This is a genomic window from Bacillus sp. AFS040349, assembly GCF_002577655.1.
Classification (GTDB): Bacteria; Bacillota; Bacilli; order Bacillales; family Bacillaceae; genus Metabacillus.
In genome coordinates this window covers 19,249-35,700 of record NZ_NUMC01000007.1, presented here as the reverse complement: position 1 = coordinate 35,700, position 16,452 = coordinate 19,249, and the positions used below count along the sequence as shown (strand labels likewise).

Below are 16,452 nucleotides of genomic sequence, written 5' to 3'. Positions count from 1 at the left end.
TTCTATTGACTTACAGTATACTCTCAATATCGAGTAAGTGAGAGGGGATTAAAATGACAAGAAAGATAAATTTACCACCAAAAAAGGAACGACACCGTTTATTCGGCTCTGTTGAACCAGGAGTAAAGCTAAAACCCACAGAAAAAGAGCAGATGCCTGATTTACAAAACACAAAAAAAGATTTTCTTTTTACTATAGACGCTGTAGGAATTAGTAATGTTAAACATCCTATCATTATTCATTCTGACTTACTGCCAAAGGAACAAACGACTATTGCTACTTTTAAAATGACAAGTAAAATTTCATATGATTCAAAAGGCACAAACATGAGCCGTTTTACTGAACAGCTTGAGCAATACCGTCAAAATGGAGGATTTGTTCTTACTCTTTCAAATCTGTATGATTTTACGAAAGAATTGGCAGAACGTCTAAAGCAAAAAGACGCAAGTATAGAGGTAACATTCCCTTGGTTCTATGAACGCAAAGGACCAAGCTCAGAATTAGTAGGATTAAATCATGCCGAAGCTACTGTTTCTGTTACCTACGAAGATGGTGTTGGATTTACAAGCTCAGCTTCTTTAACTAGTGCAATCACAACACTTTGTCCATGTTCTAAGGAAATTAGCGAATATAGTGCGCATAATCAACGTGGATTCGTAACAATGAACGTGGAGTTTACTGAGGGTTATGATGAAAAAACAGATTGGAAAGCAGCACTATTAGAAGCAGCTGAATCAAATGCAAGTGCAATGATACACCCTGTTCTTAAGCGTACAGATGAAAAGGTTGTAACAGAAACTGCATATGAAAATCCTCGTTTTGTGGAAGATATGGTTAGACTTGTTGCTGCTGACTTATATGAATTAGATTTTGTACAGGCATTTACAGTAGAATGTCGTAACGAAGAATCTATTCATTTACACGATGCGATTGCTAGTTTAAGTTATAGAAAAGAAGACTAATGAAAAACGGTGTCCCATTTGGAACACCGTTTTTTTCTTAACCAAATACTTTGGCTAATTCTTCTTTATCTTGATCAAGCCAAAAACGCATTAAACGCTTTGCTCCTTCTAAGTCATGAAGCTTTGCTTGACCACATTGTTTTTCATTAGCTGCTGGAATTTCCGTAATTTCAACAGCAGTTTTCATAGTATCTTCTAAAAGATCAATGATTTCACTTACTTCTGGCTTTCCACTTACAACTAAATAATAGCCTGTTTGACATCCCATTGGTGAAACATCAATAATATCAAAGTGATCATATTTTTCTGAATGCTCACGAATATTAAAAGCCAGTAAATGCTCTAACGTGTGAATGGTATCAGGCTTCATCGCCTGTTTATTTGGCTGACAAAAACGAATATCAAATTTATTTACTTCACCGTCACTACCAACTTTATGAACGCCACAATGACGAACATATGGTGCCTTTACGGCATTATGATCTAATTCAAAGCTTTCTACTGAAGGCATCTTTTTCACTCCTATAATGTTAAAATAGACTAGCATACTATGCTCGTTTATATTGTAACACATGAATGAAAAATGGCGAATGATCAACTATTCTAGTTATGAAAAACTGCATTATTAAAAGTGAGGTCAACAAGTTATGAAGCAAATTTTCATCTCCGGTATCCGTTTCTATCAAAAGTTTATTTCTCCCCTTACACCACCCACCTGTCGCTTTTACCCAACATGTTCACATTACGGACTCGAAGCGTTTCAAAGGTTTGGGGTGCTTAAAGGAAGTTATTTAACGATAAAGCGTATTTTAAAATGTCATCCGTTTCATCCCGGTGGTGTTGATCTTGTACCGGAAAAACAAGAAAAAAAGCTATGAAATTTTTCATAGCTTTTTCTTTTCTTAATCTTCGTATCCATTTACAACAACATCAAGTTTTCCTGTTGCAGGATCTATAACAAGACCATGCACTGGAATATTCTCTACTAGTAATGGGTGATTTTTAATTGTTTCTACACTATCACGAACACTATCTTCAACTTTCTCAAAGCCTTTTAGCCATTGATCTAAATCTATTCCAGAATATTTAATTGTATCAATTTTTTCAGAGGAAACTCCTCGTTCCACTGCTTTTGATAAGAAAGATTCTGAATTCAATTTACTCATACCACAATCATGGTGGCCTACTACACAGATTTCATCTGCTTTTAATTCATAAACAGCGACTAATATACTTCTCATGATACTTCCAAAAGGATGAGCAACAATGGCACCAGCACTTTTCACAATCTTTACGTCACCATTTCGAATGTTCATTGCTTGTGGCAAAAGCTCCACTAATCTAGTGTCCATACAAGATAAGATGACAAGCTTTTTCTCAGGAAATTTTGTTGTTTCAAATTTTTCAAATTCTTTATCTGCTACAAATTTTTCATTATGTGCTAAAATTTCATCTACTAATCTCATATTCATTCCTCCACTATTCTAGTTTTCTGTTTTTTTATCATATCATAACTCTTGAAAATTCTCTAATGATGAGTTACTATGGTTAAGGAAATTAAATCGTAACAGTTACTATTTGTTTTTAGAAATAAAAATTAGTTCTCAAATCGTAATCATTAAGATATAATAGTGAAGTCTTAATCGTAATCATACTGATTTATTGAAAGGAGATTATTTACATGAAAAAGCACACATTACTCATGAGCTCATTCCTGTTACTATCAAGCTTATTAATAGGCTGTAACGCAAGTAACGAAGAAGGAAAATCGGCGAATGAAACAAATACTGAAGATACATTAAAAATCTATACTACGATTTATCCACTAGAAGATTTTGCAAAAAAGATAGGTGGAGATTTAGTTGAAGTTGAAAACATTCTTCCTCCTGGAGTTGACGCCCACACATACGAGCCTACTACTAAGGCGATGGTTGAAATCGCTGAAGCAGATGGATTCATTTATTCAGGTGTAGGATTTGAAAGCTTTACAGAAAAAGTTCAAAAATCATTAAATTCTGAAGATGTTGCTTTTATCAACGCTGGTGAAGGAATCGAATATATAGAAGGTCTTGAAGAAGAAGCTGCTCATGATGAGAGTGCACACGCTGAAGACGAAGCCGCTCATGATGAGAGTGCACACGCTGAGGACGAAGCCGCTCATGATGAAAGTGCACACACTGAGGACGAAGCCGCTCATGATGAAAGTGCACATACTGAGGACGAAGCCGCTCATGATGAAAGTGCACACGCTGAGGATGAAACCGCTCATGATGAAAGTGCACACACTGAGGATGAGGCTGCTCATGATGAAAGTGCACACGCACACGATCACGGTGATCAAGACCCACACGTTTGGATTGACCCTATTCATTCAATTACTCTAGCAGAAAACATCAAAGATGCATTAATAGAACTTAACCCAGAAGGAAAGCAAACATTTGAGGATAACTTCCAAGCTTTAAAAACGCAGCTTGAAGACCTTGATCAATCTTTTAAAGATGTAATAAGCAATGCAGAAAAGAAAGAGATCCTAGTATCTCATGCTGCTTACGGTTATTGGAAAAACCGTTATGGAATCGAACAAATCAGTGTACTAGGGCTTTCTCCAACCGAGGAACCTTCACAAAAAGAATTACAAACAATTATTGAAACTGCTAAAGAACATGAAATCAACTACATCATTTTTGAAACAAATGTTACAAGCAATGTAACAGATATCGTTCAAGCTGAAATTGGAGCAGAAGCATTAACCCTTAGCAACCTAGAGTCTATTACAGAAGAAGATGTAAAAAATAATGAGGATTATTTTAGTATTATGGAAAGAAATTTAGAAACATTAAAAACTGCCTTATCAAGTAAGTGAGCGAATATTTCGTTCACTTTTTTTTATTTAGACAGAAAGATACATCTATCATATAATCAACTTGATCTTCAAAAATAAAAAGGATGTGAAATATGATTTACAAGCACCGAAAGGAACCTAATGAATTATGTATTCTAAAAAGTCTAAATACCCGAATGAGTTTGGATGAAAAGGACAAGCAGTATTATTTTAATCTTAAGAAAGGGTATGAGGGCGAGGTATTATTAGATAGTTTACTAGAAAAGCTTAGTTGTGAATGCATTATCCTAAATGATTTGCTTTTAAAACAAAATAACACATTATTCCAAATTGACTCTTTACTTATCACCCGAGACTCTCTTTACCTTTATGAGGTGAAAAATTATGAAGGAGATTATTATTATGACTCTGATCGACTATATAAGAAAAACCAAAAAGAAATAAGCAATCCTCTCATTCAATTGAATAGAACCGAATCATTATTAAGACAATTACTCAAACATCTTGGTTACCCCACACCGATTTTTGCTTCAGTCGTTTTCATCAACCCAGAATTCACTCTATATCAATCACCCCTAAACAAACCATTTATTTTTCCTACACAAATTAATAGGCACTTGAAAGAACTAAATACAGTATCGTCAAAGTTAAAAGATGATCATAAGAGGCTTGCTGACAAGTTACTTTCTTTACATGTCACGGACTCTCCTTATAGGAAGTTACCTAGTTATGAATATAAGGAGCTTCGTAAAGGGGTTGTTTGTGGGGAGTGTTTGTCTTTCACAATTAGTGTTGAGGGAATGCAATTTTCATGTTTAATCTGTGGTCACAGAGAAGAAATTGAGGCTGCTGTTATGCGAAATGTAAGGACATTTAAGCTTCTTTTTCCAGACAATAAGCTCACGGCAAATGTCATTCATGAATGGTGTAATGAAGTTGTAACTAAAAGAAGAATAACAAGAATTCTTCAAAAAAACTTTAAGGTAAAAGGGGTTCATCAGTGGACTTATTATGAGGAATAAAAATAAATAAAAGACTGTGATATATATCAAACAGCTATTTCACTTAATGATGGTCTTCATCCCGTTGATGAAGACCATATCCTCTATTTTTTCACTCTATGATGGTCTTCATCCCGTTGATGAAGACCATATCCTCTGATTTTTCACACTGTGTTGGTCTTCATTTCACTGATGAAGACCATCTCCTCTGTTTTTTCACACCATGATGGTCTTCATTTCACTGATGAAGACCATCTCCTCTAATTTTCCACTCCATGATGGTCTTCATTTCACTGATGAAGAACATCTCCTCTGTTTTTTCACTCAATGTTGGTCTTCATCCCGTTGATGAAGACCATCTCCTCTGTTTTTTCACTCAATGTTGGTCTTCATCCCGTTGATGAAGACCATCTCCTCTAATTTTCACCCTCTGTTGGTCTTCATCCCGTTGATGAAGACCATCTCCTCTAATTTTCACTCTATGATGGTCTTCATTTCACTGATGAAGACCATCTCCTCTGTTTTTTCACTCAATGTTGGTCTTCATCCGGTTGATGAAGACCATCTTCTCTAATTTTCCACTCAATGTTGGTCTTCATCCCGTTGATGAAGACCATCTCCTCTAATTCTCCACTCTATGATGGTCTTCATCTAACTGATGAAGACCATCTCCTCTAATTTTCCACTCTCTAATGGTCTTCATCACTTTTATGAGCTTCACCTCCAGCTCTAGCCATGAGTACTTATTTGAAAATTTCCTTCTCCCCTTCAAATAGAAAACACAAGAATATTCTCTAGAAAATAGTGGACACTATGGGTGATTACGACAAGGTAGGAAAAGAAAGGCGGATCGCAATGGATGATTTAGTATTAGCGCGTTCACTGTTCGGAACCACAATGGGCTTTCACATTATTTTTGCCACTTTGGGTGTTGGGTTGCCTTTAATGATATTATGTGCGGAACTTCTTTTTCAAAAAACGAAGGATCAGGATTATGCCATAATGGCAAAGCGTTGGACAAAAGGACAGGCTGTTTTGCTTGGGGTTGCCATTCCAACAGGAACAATTGCCGGGGTTCAGCTCGCATTATTATGGCCGGGATTTATGGAGGTAATTGGGAGAGTCATGTCATTACCTTTCCAAATTGAAATTTATGCTTTCTTTATTGAAGCCTTGTTTATGAGCATTTATGTTTATGCGGCTGATCGAATTTCTCCTAGAATGAGAATCATCAGCGTTACCCTCGTCCTTATTGGGGCAAGTGCTTCTGCCGTTCTCATAACAAATGTTCATGCATTTGAAGGAACTCCCGCTGGTTTCAGGATTCAAGATGGAGAAATTGTGGATGTGGATCCATGGGCTGCGTTTTTTAACCCTAGCTTCTTCATTTCAGCTGCACATGTAGCCGTTTCAGCCTATATGACAGGTGCTTTTATGATTAGTACAATTGCAGCATTCAAAATGTTAAAAAGCAGGAAAAATGAACGTGTATACAAATTTCATCGAAAAGCGCTTATGTTAAGTTTGGTTATTGGAGGAATCTTTTCTTTTCTAACAGCAATCAATGGCCATGAGTCGGCTCAAATGTTACATGAATACCAGCCTGAAAAGCTTGCTGCTGCAGAAGGCCTTTTTGAAACACAGGATTACGCTCCCCTTGCTATTGGAGGATTTACAGATCGTGAAAGCCAAGAAGTAAAGTATGGGATTGAAATTCCTTGGGCCTTAAGCTTCTTAGCAGGAGATAGCTTTAAAACAGAGGTTGTTGGTTTAAATGATTTCCCTGAGGAATACTGGCCACCGTTATTTGTGCACACACTTTTTAACGGAATGGTTCTTATTGGGAGCTTTTTAATCTTTTTATCACTTGCTGGGTTTGTTTGGTACAAATTTTTGAAAAAACCACATTTTCCTAAGCTATTTATGTATGCCTTCGTTGTAGCTGGGCCACTGTCCCTTCTTTCCATTGAATTTGGATGGATTTTTGCCTGTACGGGGAGACAGCCATGGGTGATTTATCGCATTTTAGCTACCGAAGATGTCGTAACAAAGTCAACTCAAATCGGGATGTTGTTTCTTCTTTTCTCTTTAATTTATGTTATTTTAGGTATTGCGGTTTTAGCTGTATTAAGATATTACTTTAAGCGCCACCCTGTTGAGGATGAGCTTGATGGAGGAGTACCTAAACAAAATAATCTTAGTTATTAATCCTTAGAAAAGGTGTGAATCAAAATGACTGCAGATTCATTACTCGCAATCACAGTATTATGGGGGTTTGTGTTTATTTATGCCGTTATGGCGACAATGGATTTTGGAGCAGGCTTCTGGTCCATGGTTTATTTTAATAAAGAAAAAACAAATGCAACAAACATCGCAAACCGTTATCTTTCTCCCACATGGGAAGTAACAAATGTATTCATTGTGGCAATTGTTATCGCGCTAGTTAGCTTTTTCCCGGGAGCAACGTTTATCTTAGGCACAGTCCTACTCCTTCCAGGGAGTTTTATCTTGATTTTATTAGCATTACGAAGTGGTTTCTTAGTGTTTTCACATGTTGCAAAAGACTATGAAAAAGGCTTAACATATGTTTCCGGAATCTCTGGATTTATTATTCCAGCGTTACTTATGCTTGTTTTGCCGATTACACATGGTGGCTATATTGATGTTGTAAATGGTGTCCATCAACTTAACTTCGCTGCTTTATTCACAAGTCCAAACATATACGCCTTCATTGGATTTGCTGTTAGCAGTACATTGTTTTTATCATCACTACTGCTTGCTGACTATTCAAATGTAGCAGATGAACTCGAAGCATATCGTGTTTATCGTCGTGATGCATTAATTCTTGGTCCCATTTCCTTATTTACAGCATTGTTAATTATGCTAACCCTAAGGGCCGAAGCAAATTGGCTTTATACGAATATGCTTGAGTACCTCCCCTTTTTAATTGGATCTGTTCTTCTGTTTGTTATTGCTGGAGCTGCTTTATTCATTCCATCTGCAAAACATAAGCAACGTATTGGAAGACCTAGATTAGCAGTAGTAGCTGTAACCATTCAATATTTATTAGCAAGTTATGCATATGGACGAGCTCATCTTCCATACATGATTTATCCTGACGTCACAATTGAATCTGGTTTTACGCATCCGAACACTTTTCGAGCGTTATTCATCACATATATTGTTGGGTTTCTAATTCTCTTCCCAGGATTTGTTTACTTTTGGAAACTCTTTATGAAAGATAAGCGCTATTTAAAACAAAACGAATCTTAAATAAGCTTTACATATTTTTTCTTCTTTTAGAAAAAATAAAGTGGTGATAAAACGAGCAAGGGGGATGTAACATGAAGGAAAGCCTGATTGAGTCATTTCGTCAAGATGTAAAAAATTCAAATGCTGACTCGTTTCCGATTTTTGTAGATTCTTTTACAAATTTATGGGACTATGAGTTCGGCTCACTGGATGACCTTCCTCAAGATGTTGATGACTTAGTTGCTGATCGCGCGATTGAATATGGATTAATGGAATAACAATAACATACTAATGATACCCATAATACTTAAAAAATCCCGGCTGTTAGAGGCCGGGATTTGTTGTTGCAGTTTTAGCAGTAGCTTTTGATAGCTTTTTTTGTGCTCGTTTTTTTGCAAGTAATCCATGCTTTGGTGAAAACAAAAACGCAAGGGCGAAAAGAACACCAGTTGACGTTGCCATAGCACCTGCAATCGACACATTTAATACGGTTGCCATGTAATATCCACATATCGCAGAGAAAACACCTATTCCCGCACTAATAAAAAGCATATTTAGTAGTTTATCTGTTAGTAAATAGGCTGTAGAGGCAGGGACAATGAGCATTGCCACAACTAAAATGGCACCAACACTATCGAATGAGGCAACAGTAGTAATTGAGAGCATCCCCATCTGTAAGTAATGAATAAATAAGACGGGAATTCCAATTGCTACAGCCATCTCAGGATCGAATGAGCTAATCTTAAATTCTTTATAAAAGAAGATAATGATTAGTAAGTTTACAATGAACACAAAACCTAAAAGCCAAACTGCTTTTGGACCCATCTCCATCCCATTCCACTCGACTGTATCCCACGGGATAAATGTGATTTCCCCCATTAAGGCGTGATCCACATCTAAATGGATATTTCCTGCAAAAACAGAAAGAAGAATAACTCCGACGGCAAAAAGAGATGTAAACACAATCCCAATCGCAGCATCACCTTGAACACCCTTACCACTCAAAACCTGAACAAGTAAGGCTGTTAATAACCCTACTATAACTGCACCAATTAAAAGGGATGGACCATCTAGACTACGACTAACTAAATATCCACCGACTATTCCTAATAAAACAGTATGTGAGATCGCATCTGCTAGCATCGCCATTTTTCTTAAAACGAGGAAACAGCCAATCATTGCACATGTAATGCCTACTAATGATCCTGTTATGATAATCCAAGCATCATAAGTCATTTACCATCACTCTCCTATCTCCGAGACTCGTTGACTTAGGTATTAGTAATGGTGCGCGATCATGGATACGCAATAATTTAAGCAGCTGATCTTTCGTTTCTTTTGAAATGGCATTTAAATTAAGATCCTCTCTTGTTTTCAACTCTAAATGGGCAAATTCCATTTCATGCATTAAATACATTTCATATAAACGCTGTTGTAAAACAAGTTCGTATCCTGCCTCAATTCCTTTTTCAGTTAACATCCATTTACCATTACTTGATGGTTTAATATACTCCTTCTTTTCCAATACATTTTTAGCATGTTGGAAAAGGCTTGGTGTAACTTTTCTTTTTAATAAAACCTCATCTTCAGAAATTTCACGCAGATTTCCGCCTTCTGCTACATCATAAAAACTTAAGAAAATTTGCTCTACTGCCGTTCGTTTTCTTAAATGTAGTTGTTTTATTGCCTTTGCAAGCAAGCCTCTTTTTGGAGCAAAAATAAGTGAAATGATAAACATGATTGTTGCAGCAATAATAATAAGTGGTCCAGTTGCCATCCCTTCCATAATCGTACTTAATAGTGTTCCAAATACTCCAGAAATGCCGCCGATAAATCCTGAAATAATGATCATTGAGCTTAATTTTTCTGTCCAATATCTTGCGCTAATCGCGGGAGTAATGAGCATAGCTGCCATTAACACAACACCCACTGTTTGTAAGCCAATTACAACTGAACAAACAATGAGTAAAAGCAACAGCCCATTAAAGAATTTCGCTGGAATTCCAATTCCCTTTGCAAACTGGGGATCAAACGTTAGCAATTTAAACTCTTTATAAAAGATTGCCGTGATGGCTAGCAAAATGATGGCTATGATGGTAATTAAACGTACATCTGCTGCAACCATTGAAGCTGCCTGCCCAAAAATAAAGTCATCTAAACCACTTTGATTTCCAGCACCATTATGCTGGATATAGGTTAAAAGAACAATCCCGAATCCAAAAAACACAGAAATGATAATACCTAGTGCTGAATCCTCTTTTATTCTGGAATGATTAATAATCACTTGAATGAAAAAAGATGAAATTAAGCCTGCAATGACAGCTCCAATTAAAAACCAAAGAAGCGATTTTGAACCATATAGTAAATAGGCAATACATACTCCAGGTAAAGCTGAATGAGCCATCGCATCACCTATTAAGCTTTGCTTTCTTAATAATGTAAAGCTTCCGACAACTCCACTAGCAATTCCCAGGAGCATTGTGCCAATTAAAACCCATTGGGTATTTGGATTTTGAAGTTGTAACAATAGTTCTTCAAACATTTGCTTCACTCCTATTTATTCTAAAGGAACTAACCGTTCCCTACCCTTCTTTAGGAAGGCTATGATCTACTATCTATCTTTTTATTTCCCTTCAACAACAACCGATTGATCTTGTAGAAATGTTAGTTTTCCACCATACGTTTTTTGAAGATTATCGATTGAGAAAGCATCCTTAGTTGGACCAAACGCAACTTTTCTCATATTTAATAGAAGAACCCAATCAAAATACTCTTCTACTGTTTGTAAATCATGATGAACAACTAGAACTGTTTTCCCTTTTTCCTTTAATTCATTTAATAAAGCGATAATGGCTTTTTCAGTTGCTGCATCCACTCCAACAAATGGTTCATCCATAAAGTAAACATCTGCATCTTGAGCAAGTGCTCTTGCTAAAAAGACCCTTTGCTGCTGTCCACCAGAAAGCTGACTGATTTGACGATTTTCGAATTCAAGCATTCCTACTTTTTTAAGACATTCTCTAGCAAACTCAATATCTTTCTTACCTGGACGTTTAAACCAGCCAACATGACCATATCTTCCCATTAAAACAACATCTAAAGCATTTGTTGGGAAATCCCAATCCACAGATCCACGTTGTGGAACATAGCCCACACGTTTTCTCTGCTTCTTGTATTGTTCACCGAATATATTTACTTCACCAGAAGCTGCTGGAATTAATCCTAAAATTCCTTTAATCAAGGTTGACTTTCCAGCACCGTTTGGGCCAATAATGCCAATTAATTTTCCTTCAGGTACCTCAAAACTTACTTCTTGTAAAACAGGTTTCTGATGATACGCAATTGTTAAATTTTCTACTGTAACAGGATTCATTCGTTAACACCAACCTTTTTGCGGTTTCACTTTTAGAGATATACCAATAGCTAAGAACAAATTGTTTTCATTCTTAGCTATCAATCTTATAACCTATCGTTACTCTATTTTAAAGAAGATACAATTGTGTCTACATTGTGTTTGAACATACCAACGTATGTGCCTTCTTCTGTTCCTTCTTCACCCATAGCGTCAGAGAAAAGCTCACCACCGATAACTACTTCATGACCTTGTTTTTTTGCACCTTCTACTACTGCACTAATTGACTTTTCTGAAATACTACTTTCAATAAACACAGCTTTAATGTTTCTTTCTACTAATGTATCTACCAACGCTTGAACATCTTTTAGTCCATATTCAGAATCTGTACTTAATCCTTGTAATCCCATTACTTCCAATCCATATGCATGCCCAAAATAAGCAAAGGCATCATGTGCTGTTACTAGTACACGGCTTTCTTCTGGAATGGTTTCAATTTGCTCATTTGCATAAGCATCTAAATCCTCTAATTCTTTTTTATAGTTGGCCGCATTTTCCTTAAATAATTCTTCATTATCAGGAGATTGCTTTGTTAATTCTTCTTCAACTGCATCAACAGCATGAATCCATGCTTTGATATCAAACCATACGTGAGGATCGTGTGCAGTTGAATCATCTGCTGCTAATAACTTATCCTCAGGAATAGAATCACCAACAGCAACTGTTGCTTTATCCTCTGACATCTTTTCGAAAATTTCACCCATTTTACCCTCTAAATGAAGGCCATTGTAAAAAATCATATCTGCTTCATTTAATTTCTGGATATCTCCTTGAGAAGCTTGATAAAGATGAGGGTCGACTCCGGGTCCCATTAATGAAGTAACTTCCACTTTATCTCCACCCACATGTTTTACGATATCTGCTACTTGACCTGTAGTTGTTGTAACGTTAATTGTTTCACTAGAAGTTCCGTTTCCTTCAGCTACATCACCATTTGTCTGTTCACTATCACTACCACATGCCGATAATAAAAATACTGCTAGAATCGCTGTTCCTACACCTGCCAACCATTTTTTCACCTTTTACTCCTCCATTTCGCTTTTCATTTTTATATTCATGGTTGAAACTTTCCTATTTTTGCTGGGTCAAAAGTAGTTTATGTAGTTATTTAGTATGTGTGCTACATTTTTTACTTGCATCATTTTTTGTTAGTTCATCTAAAAAAGTTTCCTTAACGCAACAATAATTCATTTAGACTTTTATGTCAAACATCTTTTCTCGACAATTTAGGAGATAAAAAAAGGATAACTCAAACTATGTACTCAGTGAGTATACTGAATTCATAGTCTAGAGTTATCCTTAAAAGAGCAGAAAGAGAAACTAACTTTCATTAAATTTGTTAATCTTTCTTCATAATTATACTCGGTTGTTAGCTTTCATTAAAAATCTTGATCATTTAATTTTGACAAACAAATTTACTATAAAATTAATTTTTCATAGGCTAATAATTAAATTTCCCCTCTATATTCTAATTAAAAATATCTTTTTATCATTATTTTAAAACTGTGACTGATGAAGCTATTGATTTTAACAGATCTTTCTTAACCTTATACCCTATCCCAATTTCATTTGGTACACTAATTTTCCCTGAAACACTTCTTATTTCCGGATCAACGATATCCTTCTCCCAATATCTTGAAGATGATGAGATATCTCCCGGAATTGTAAAGTTTGCTAGTGATGCTAAAGCAATATTATGGGCTCGTGAAATACTTGTTTCAAGCATCCCACCACACCAGACGGGTATTTCGTTTTTAAGACATAAATCATGTATTTTCTTTGATTCAGTTAACCCACCTACGCGCCCCGGTTTAATATTAATAACTTGGCAACTTCCTAGTTCAATCGCTTTTCTGGCATCTTCACTAGTTATAATACTTTCATCTAAGCAGATAGGAGTTGATAGTTTCTCTTGAAGTTTGGCATGATCAACAATATCATCTGCTGCGAGTGGTTGTTCAATCATTATTAATCCAAATTGATCTAGTTCTTTTAATCTTTCAACATCATTCAGTGTATAAGATGAATTTGCATCTGCCATTAAAGGTAAATCAGGAAACCTTTTGCGTATTTCCTCAACTATTTTCATATCTTGATCTGGTGAAATCTTTATTTTAAATCGTTTATAGCCTTCCTCATGATATCGAGTAATTTGTTCAATCATATTTGAAAAGGAAGATATCCCGACAACAACACCGCACTCAATTTCATTTCTTACGCCACCTAATGCCGCTGATAAGGATACATTTTTCTTCTTAGCATATAAATCCCATATTGCACCCTCTAGAGATGCTTTTGCCATTTGATTTCGCTTTATTCTTTTAAAAATTTCCTGCAGTTCATCTGGGTGTTCAAAAGTCTCAGAAATGACTAATGGGATAAGAATGTCTTTAAGAAGATGAAAGCAGGTTGAAATCGTTTCTTCTGTATACCAAGGTGTTGAAAAAGCCACAACCTCTCCCCATCCACTTACTCCATCACAATCAATCACCTCAACTAAAATACTATCTCGATCCGTAACATGTCCTATGCTTGATGTAAACGGGACTTTCAATTTCTGAGTGATATGATACAACGTGACTTTTTCAACTTTTATCATATAGACATTCCTTTTTCTAGATATTTTCTAAGATTTTTTCTCAAAAGCTTATTAGATGCATTTCTTGGAAGCTCTTCTAAAAATGTTATATGATGAGGAACTTTGTATTTTGCCAATCGTTCTTGACAGTATGTAAGAAGATCTTCACGATCAATTTTTTCAGTTGTAACAAGAAAAGCATATGGAACCTGTCCCCATTTCTTATCTTCTATACCAACAACACCCGCATCCTGGACAGCTGGGTATGAGAGGAGAACATTTTCAATTTCTGCAGGGTATACATTTTCTCCACCAGAAATAATTAAATCTGATCGTCTGTCTAATATATATAAAAATCCATCATTATCGATATAACCTTGATCACCTGTGTGAAACCAACCATTCGTAAATCCGTTTTTTGTCGCTTCCTCACGCTTCCAGTAGCCCTTTGTAATATTTGGACCTTTTACGAAAATCTCACCCTCTTCAAATGGTGCACATTCTCTATCATTTTGCATGATTTTCATTTGACATAAAAATAATGGTTTACCTGCTGATCCTACCTTTTTCATGCTATATTCAGGAGATAAGGTAACAATTTGTGAAGAAGTTTCGGTCATTCCATATGTTTGAAAAACGGGGATTTGTTTTGTGAGGCTTTTTTCAAGCAAGTCTTTTGGAACTGGACCTCCTCCTGCAAGCATACATCGAAAGCTCTCCGGGTATTTGTTATGGCCAAGGTCAACTAGCATTTGATTTAACATCGTTGTGACAACTGACACAATGGTTACCCCATCCTCCAAGATGGCACGATTCATTTTTTTAGCATCAAATCTCTCAAATAAGACAATACCAATTCCATAAATAACACTTCGAAACAAGATCGATAATCCGCTAATATGAAATAACGGAACAGCTAATAACCAACGATCTTCTTGTACTATTCCCAGATTTAATGCAGAGCCGATTGCACTTGACCAATGATTTCCAAACGTTTGTAGTACACCTTTTGGATATCCAGTTGTTCCAGATGTATACATGATGGTTGCCACTTGATCTGCCTTGAACTCCTCAATTTCTTCTATGTAAACAAGACTTTCTATTTCTTTGAGGTGGTCAACAACAATTACATTTACCTTTTCACCTAGTTTTCCCGCTAATTCTTCATGACAAATAACAGAAACAGCTTCAGCATCTGATAGTTGAAAAGCTAGCTCTTGATTTGTTAAGCGATGATTTAATAATACAGCTATAGCACCGACAGAGAAGAGCGCATGAATCACTTCAATCATATCTACACTGTTTTTCATGAGCACTCCTATATGCTCATCTCTTTTTACCCCAAGAGAGATTAATTGTTTTACTCTATTTTGAACACGTTTATAAAGCTCGTCAAACGTCAATTCTTCATTTTCTACTTTAACAGCCAAACGATTTGGCGTAAGATTTGCTCGTTGCTTTAACCAATTAGGGAATGTCTCGTTCATAAAAATACCTTACCTCCTTTGGTTTTTATTTTTAATAAAAAAAGCTTGATGAGAAAAGTATCACCAAGCTTTTTGAAAATCGTATAAGGCTTAAGGGAAACGCGGGAATTGTTTGAAGTCCGGAGTACGTTTTTCTTTGAATGCATCGCGGCCTTCTTTTGCTTCATCCGTTGTATAATAAAGCAATGTTGCATCCCCAGCAAATTGCTGAATTCCTGCAAGTCCATCTGTATCCGCATTAAATGCTGCTTTTAAGAAACGAATAGCTGTTGGACTTTTTTCCAATATTTCCTCACACCATTTTACCGTTTCTTCTTCTAACTGATCTAACGGAACAACTGTATTGACTAAGCCCATATCTAAAGCTTCTTGTGCGCCATATTGTCTGCATAGATACCAAATTTCACGTGCTTTTTTATGTCCTACTATGCGAGCTAAATAGCCTGAGCCATACCCTGCATCAAAGCTTCCCACTTTAGGACCAGTTTGTCCAAATACAGCGTTATCCGCAGCAATTGTTAAATCACATACGATATGTAATACATGTCCTCCACCGATTGCATACCCTGCAACCATCGCGATAACAGGCTTTGGAATGACACGAATCAATCGTTGTAAATCAAGTACGTTTAAGCGGGGAATTTGATCATCACCTACATAACCACCATGGCCACGCACTTTTTGGTCTCCACCTGAACAGAAGGCTTTTCCACCTTCACCTGTTAAAATAATAACACCTACATTTTCATCATCTCGAGCACGAGCAAATGCATCAATTAACTCTGTCACCGTTTTCGGTGTAAATGCATTATGTACATGTGGACGGTTAATTGAAATCTTCGCTATTCCATTATATGTTTGATAAATGATTTCTTCATACTCACGCTGTGTAACCCATTCAATTGCCATTTTTGTACC

16 protein-coding genes are annotated in these 16,452 nt (G+C 36.2%); 7 read left to right on the top strand and 9 right to left on the bottom strand.

The window, feature by feature from the left end; genetic code table 11:
* Window positions 1-53 precede the first annotated feature (53 nt).
* Window positions 54-962, top strand: coding sequence for a GTP cyclohydrolase FolE2 (gene folE2 / locus COD11_RS01105; RefSeq protein WP_098794908.1), 909 nt, complete (start codon window positions 54-56; stop codon window positions 960-962).
* Window positions 963-999: 37 nt separating this feature from the next.
* Here folE2 and COD11_RS01100 read toward each other — a convergent pair whose 3' ends face one another.
* Window positions 1,000-1,473, bottom strand: a complete 474-nt coding sequence (locus COD11_RS01100) for an S-ribosylhomocysteine lyase (RefSeq protein WP_098794907.1) — start codon at window positions 1,471-1,473, stop codon at window positions 1,000-1,002.
* A 136-nt stretch (window positions 1,474-1,609) separates the two neighbouring features.
* Here COD11_RS01100 and yidD point away from each other — a divergent pair, with 136 nt between their 5' ends.
* Complete coding sequence (gene yidD, locus COD11_RS01095; RefSeq protein WP_098794906.1) at window positions 1,610-1,840, top strand: membrane protein insertion efficiency factor YidD; 231 nt, start codon at window positions 1,610-1,612, stop codon at window positions 1,838-1,840.
* Between the two features lie 24 nt (window positions 1,841-1,864).
* On the opposite strand, the gene COD11_RS01090 is transcribed toward yidD, so the two are convergent.
* Window positions 1,865-2,428 carry a beta-class carbonic anhydrase gene (locus COD11_RS01090; RefSeq protein WP_098794905.1) on the bottom strand — a complete coding sequence of 188 codons (564 nt, stop codon included), beginning with the start codon at window positions 2,426-2,428 and terminating at the stop codon, window positions 1,865-1,867.
* A 215-nt stretch (window positions 2,429-2,643) separates the two neighbouring features.
* Here COD11_RS01090 and COD11_RS01085 point away from each other — a divergent pair, with 215 nt between their 5' ends.
* The 5 genes from COD11_RS01085 to COD11_RS01065 all read left to right on the top strand — a co-directional run bounded on the left by COD11_RS01085 (window position 2,644) and on the right by COD11_RS01065 (window position 8,335).
* Window positions 2,644-3,825: a metal ABC transporter solute-binding protein, Zn/Mn family gene (locus tag COD11_RS01085; RefSeq protein ID WP_098794904.1), complete on the top strand. Its 1,182-nt coding sequence runs from the start codon at window positions 2,644-2,646 to the stop codon at window positions 3,823-3,825.
* Between the two features lie 92 nt (window positions 3,826-3,917).
* Window positions 3,918-4,826: a nuclease-related domain-containing protein gene (locus tag COD11_RS01080; RefSeq protein WP_098794903.1), complete on the top strand. Its 909-nt coding sequence runs from the start codon at window positions 3,918-3,920 to the stop codon at window positions 4,824-4,826.
* A gap of 834 nt (window positions 4,827-5,660) precedes the next feature.
* A complete protein-coding gene (locus COD11_RS01075; RefSeq protein ID WP_098795065.1) occupies window positions 5,661-7,013 on the top strand; it encodes a cytochrome ubiquinol oxidase subunit I in 1,353 nt (450 codons plus the stop codon).
* A 24-nt stretch (window positions 7,014-7,037) separates the two neighbouring features.
* Window positions 7,038-8,078: a cytochrome d ubiquinol oxidase subunit II gene (locus COD11_RS01070; RefSeq protein ID WP_098794902.1), complete on the top strand. Its 1,041-nt coding sequence runs from the start codon at window positions 7,038-7,040 to the stop codon at window positions 8,076-8,078.
* Window positions 8,079-8,149: 71 nt separating this feature from the next.
* Entirely contained in the window at window positions 8,150-8,335 is a 186-nt protein-coding gene (locus COD11_RS01065; RefSeq protein ID WP_098794901.1) for a hypothetical protein, read from the top strand.
* A 46-nt stretch (window positions 8,336-8,381) separates the two neighbouring features.
* On the opposite strand, the gene COD11_RS01060 is transcribed toward COD11_RS01065, so the two are convergent.
* From COD11_RS01060 to menB, 7 genes are all read right to left on the bottom strand, one after another.
* The gene (locus COD11_RS01060) at window positions 8,382-9,293 is read right to left on the bottom strand and encodes a metal ABC transporter permease (RefSeq protein ID WP_098794900.1); all 912 of its coding nucleotides are present in this window, start codon (window positions 9,291-9,293) and stop codon (window positions 8,382-8,384) included.
* Window positions 9,283-10,599, bottom strand: coding sequence for a metal ABC transporter permease (locus COD11_RS01055; RefSeq protein WP_098794899.1), 1,317 nt, complete (start codon window positions 10,597-10,599; stop codon window positions 9,283-9,285). Before COD11_RS01055 ends, COD11_RS01060 begins: the two co-directional genes overlap by 11 nt.
* An 81-nt stretch (window positions 10,600-10,680) precedes the next feature.
* The gene (locus COD11_RS01050; RefSeq protein ID WP_098794898.1) at window positions 10,681-11,430 is read right to left on the bottom strand and encodes a metal ABC transporter ATP-binding protein; all 750 of its coding nucleotides are present in this window, start codon (window positions 11,428-11,430) and stop codon (window positions 10,681-10,683) included.
* Window positions 11,431-11,534: 104 nt separating this feature from the next.
* Window positions 11,535-12,488 (bottom strand): metal ABC transporter solute-binding protein, Zn/Mn family, encoded by a 954-nt coding sequence (locus COD11_RS01045; RefSeq protein WP_255301513.1) that lies wholly within the window; start codon window positions 12,486-12,488, stop codon window positions 11,535-11,537.
* A 473-nt stretch (window positions 12,489-12,961) separates the two neighbouring features.
* Window positions 12,962-14,068 (bottom strand): o-succinylbenzoate synthase, encoded by a 1,107-nt coding sequence (gene menC, locus COD11_RS01040; protein ID WP_098794897.1) that lies wholly within the window; start codon window positions 14,066-14,068, stop codon window positions 12,962-12,964.
* On the bottom strand, window positions 14,065-15,534 hold the full coding sequence (locus COD11_RS01035; protein WP_098794896.1) for an o-succinylbenzoate--CoA ligase: 1,470 nt from the start codon (window positions 15,532-15,534) through the stop codon (window positions 14,065-14,067). The genes menC and COD11_RS01035 overlap by 4 nt, the downstream gene beginning before the upstream one ends.
* Window positions 15,535-15,624: 90 nt before the next feature.
* Window positions 15,625-16,443 (bottom strand): 1,4-dihydroxy-2-naphthoyl-CoA synthase, encoded by an 819-nt coding sequence (gene menB / locus COD11_RS01030; protein ID WP_098794895.1) that lies wholly within the window; start codon window positions 16,441-16,443, stop codon window positions 15,625-15,627.
* Window positions 16,444-16,452 lie beyond the last annotated feature (9 nt).

Coding starts and splice junctions, on each gene's coding strand:
- COD11_RS01060 (WP_098794900.1), bottom strand. CDS start 9,293: ATGACTTATGATGCTTGGATTATCATAACAGGATCATTAGTAGGCATT.
- COD11_RS01075 (WP_098795065.1), top strand. CDS start 5,661: ATGGATGATTTAGTATTAGCGCGTTCACTGTTCGGAACCACAATGGGC.
- COD11_RS01080 (WP_098794903.1), top strand. CDS start 3,918: ATGATTTACAAGCACCGAAAGGAACCTAATGAATTATGTATTCTAAAA.
- COD11_RS01035 (WP_098794896.1), bottom strand. CDS start 15,534: ATGAACGAGACATTCCCTAATTGGTTAAAGCAACGAGCAAATCTTACG.
- COD11_RS01090 (WP_098794905.1), bottom strand. CDS start 2,428: ATGAGATTAGTAGATGAAATTTTAGCACATAATGAAAAATTTGTAGCA.
- COD11_RS01085 (WP_098794904.1), top strand. CDS start 2,644: ATGAAAAAGCACACATTACTCATGAGCTCATTCCTGTTACTATCAAGC.
- COD11_RS01065 (WP_098794901.1), top strand. CDS start 8,150: ATGAAGGAAAGCCTGATTGAGTCATTTCGTCAAGATGTAAAAAATTCA.
- yidD (WP_098794906.1), top strand. CDS start 1,610: ATGAAGCAAATTTTCATCTCCGGTATCCGTTTCTATCAAAAGTTTATT.
- folE2 (WP_098794908.1), top strand. CDS start 54: ATGACAAGAAAGATAAATTTACCACCAAAAAAGGAACGACACCGTTTA.
- COD11_RS01055 (WP_098794899.1), bottom strand. CDS start 10,599: ATGTTTGAAGAACTATTGTTACAACTTCAAAATCCAAATACCCAATGG.
- COD11_RS01050 (WP_098794898.1), bottom strand. CDS start 11,430: ATGAATCCTGTTACAGTAGAAAATTTAACAATTGCGTATCATCAGAAA.
- menC (WP_098794897.1), bottom strand. CDS start 14,068: ATGATAAAAGTTGAAAAAGTCACGTTGTATCATATCACTCAGAAATTG.
- COD11_RS01070 (WP_098794902.1), top strand. CDS start 7,038: ATGACTGCAGATTCATTACTCGCAATCACAGTATTATGGGGGTTTGTG.
- menB (WP_098794895.1), bottom strand. CDS start 16,443: ATGGCAATTGAATGGGTTACACAGCGTGAGTATGAAGAAATCATTTAT.
- COD11_RS01100 (WP_098794907.1), bottom strand. CDS start 1,473: ATGCCTTCAGTAGAAAGCTTTGAATTAGATCATAATGCCGTAAAGGCA.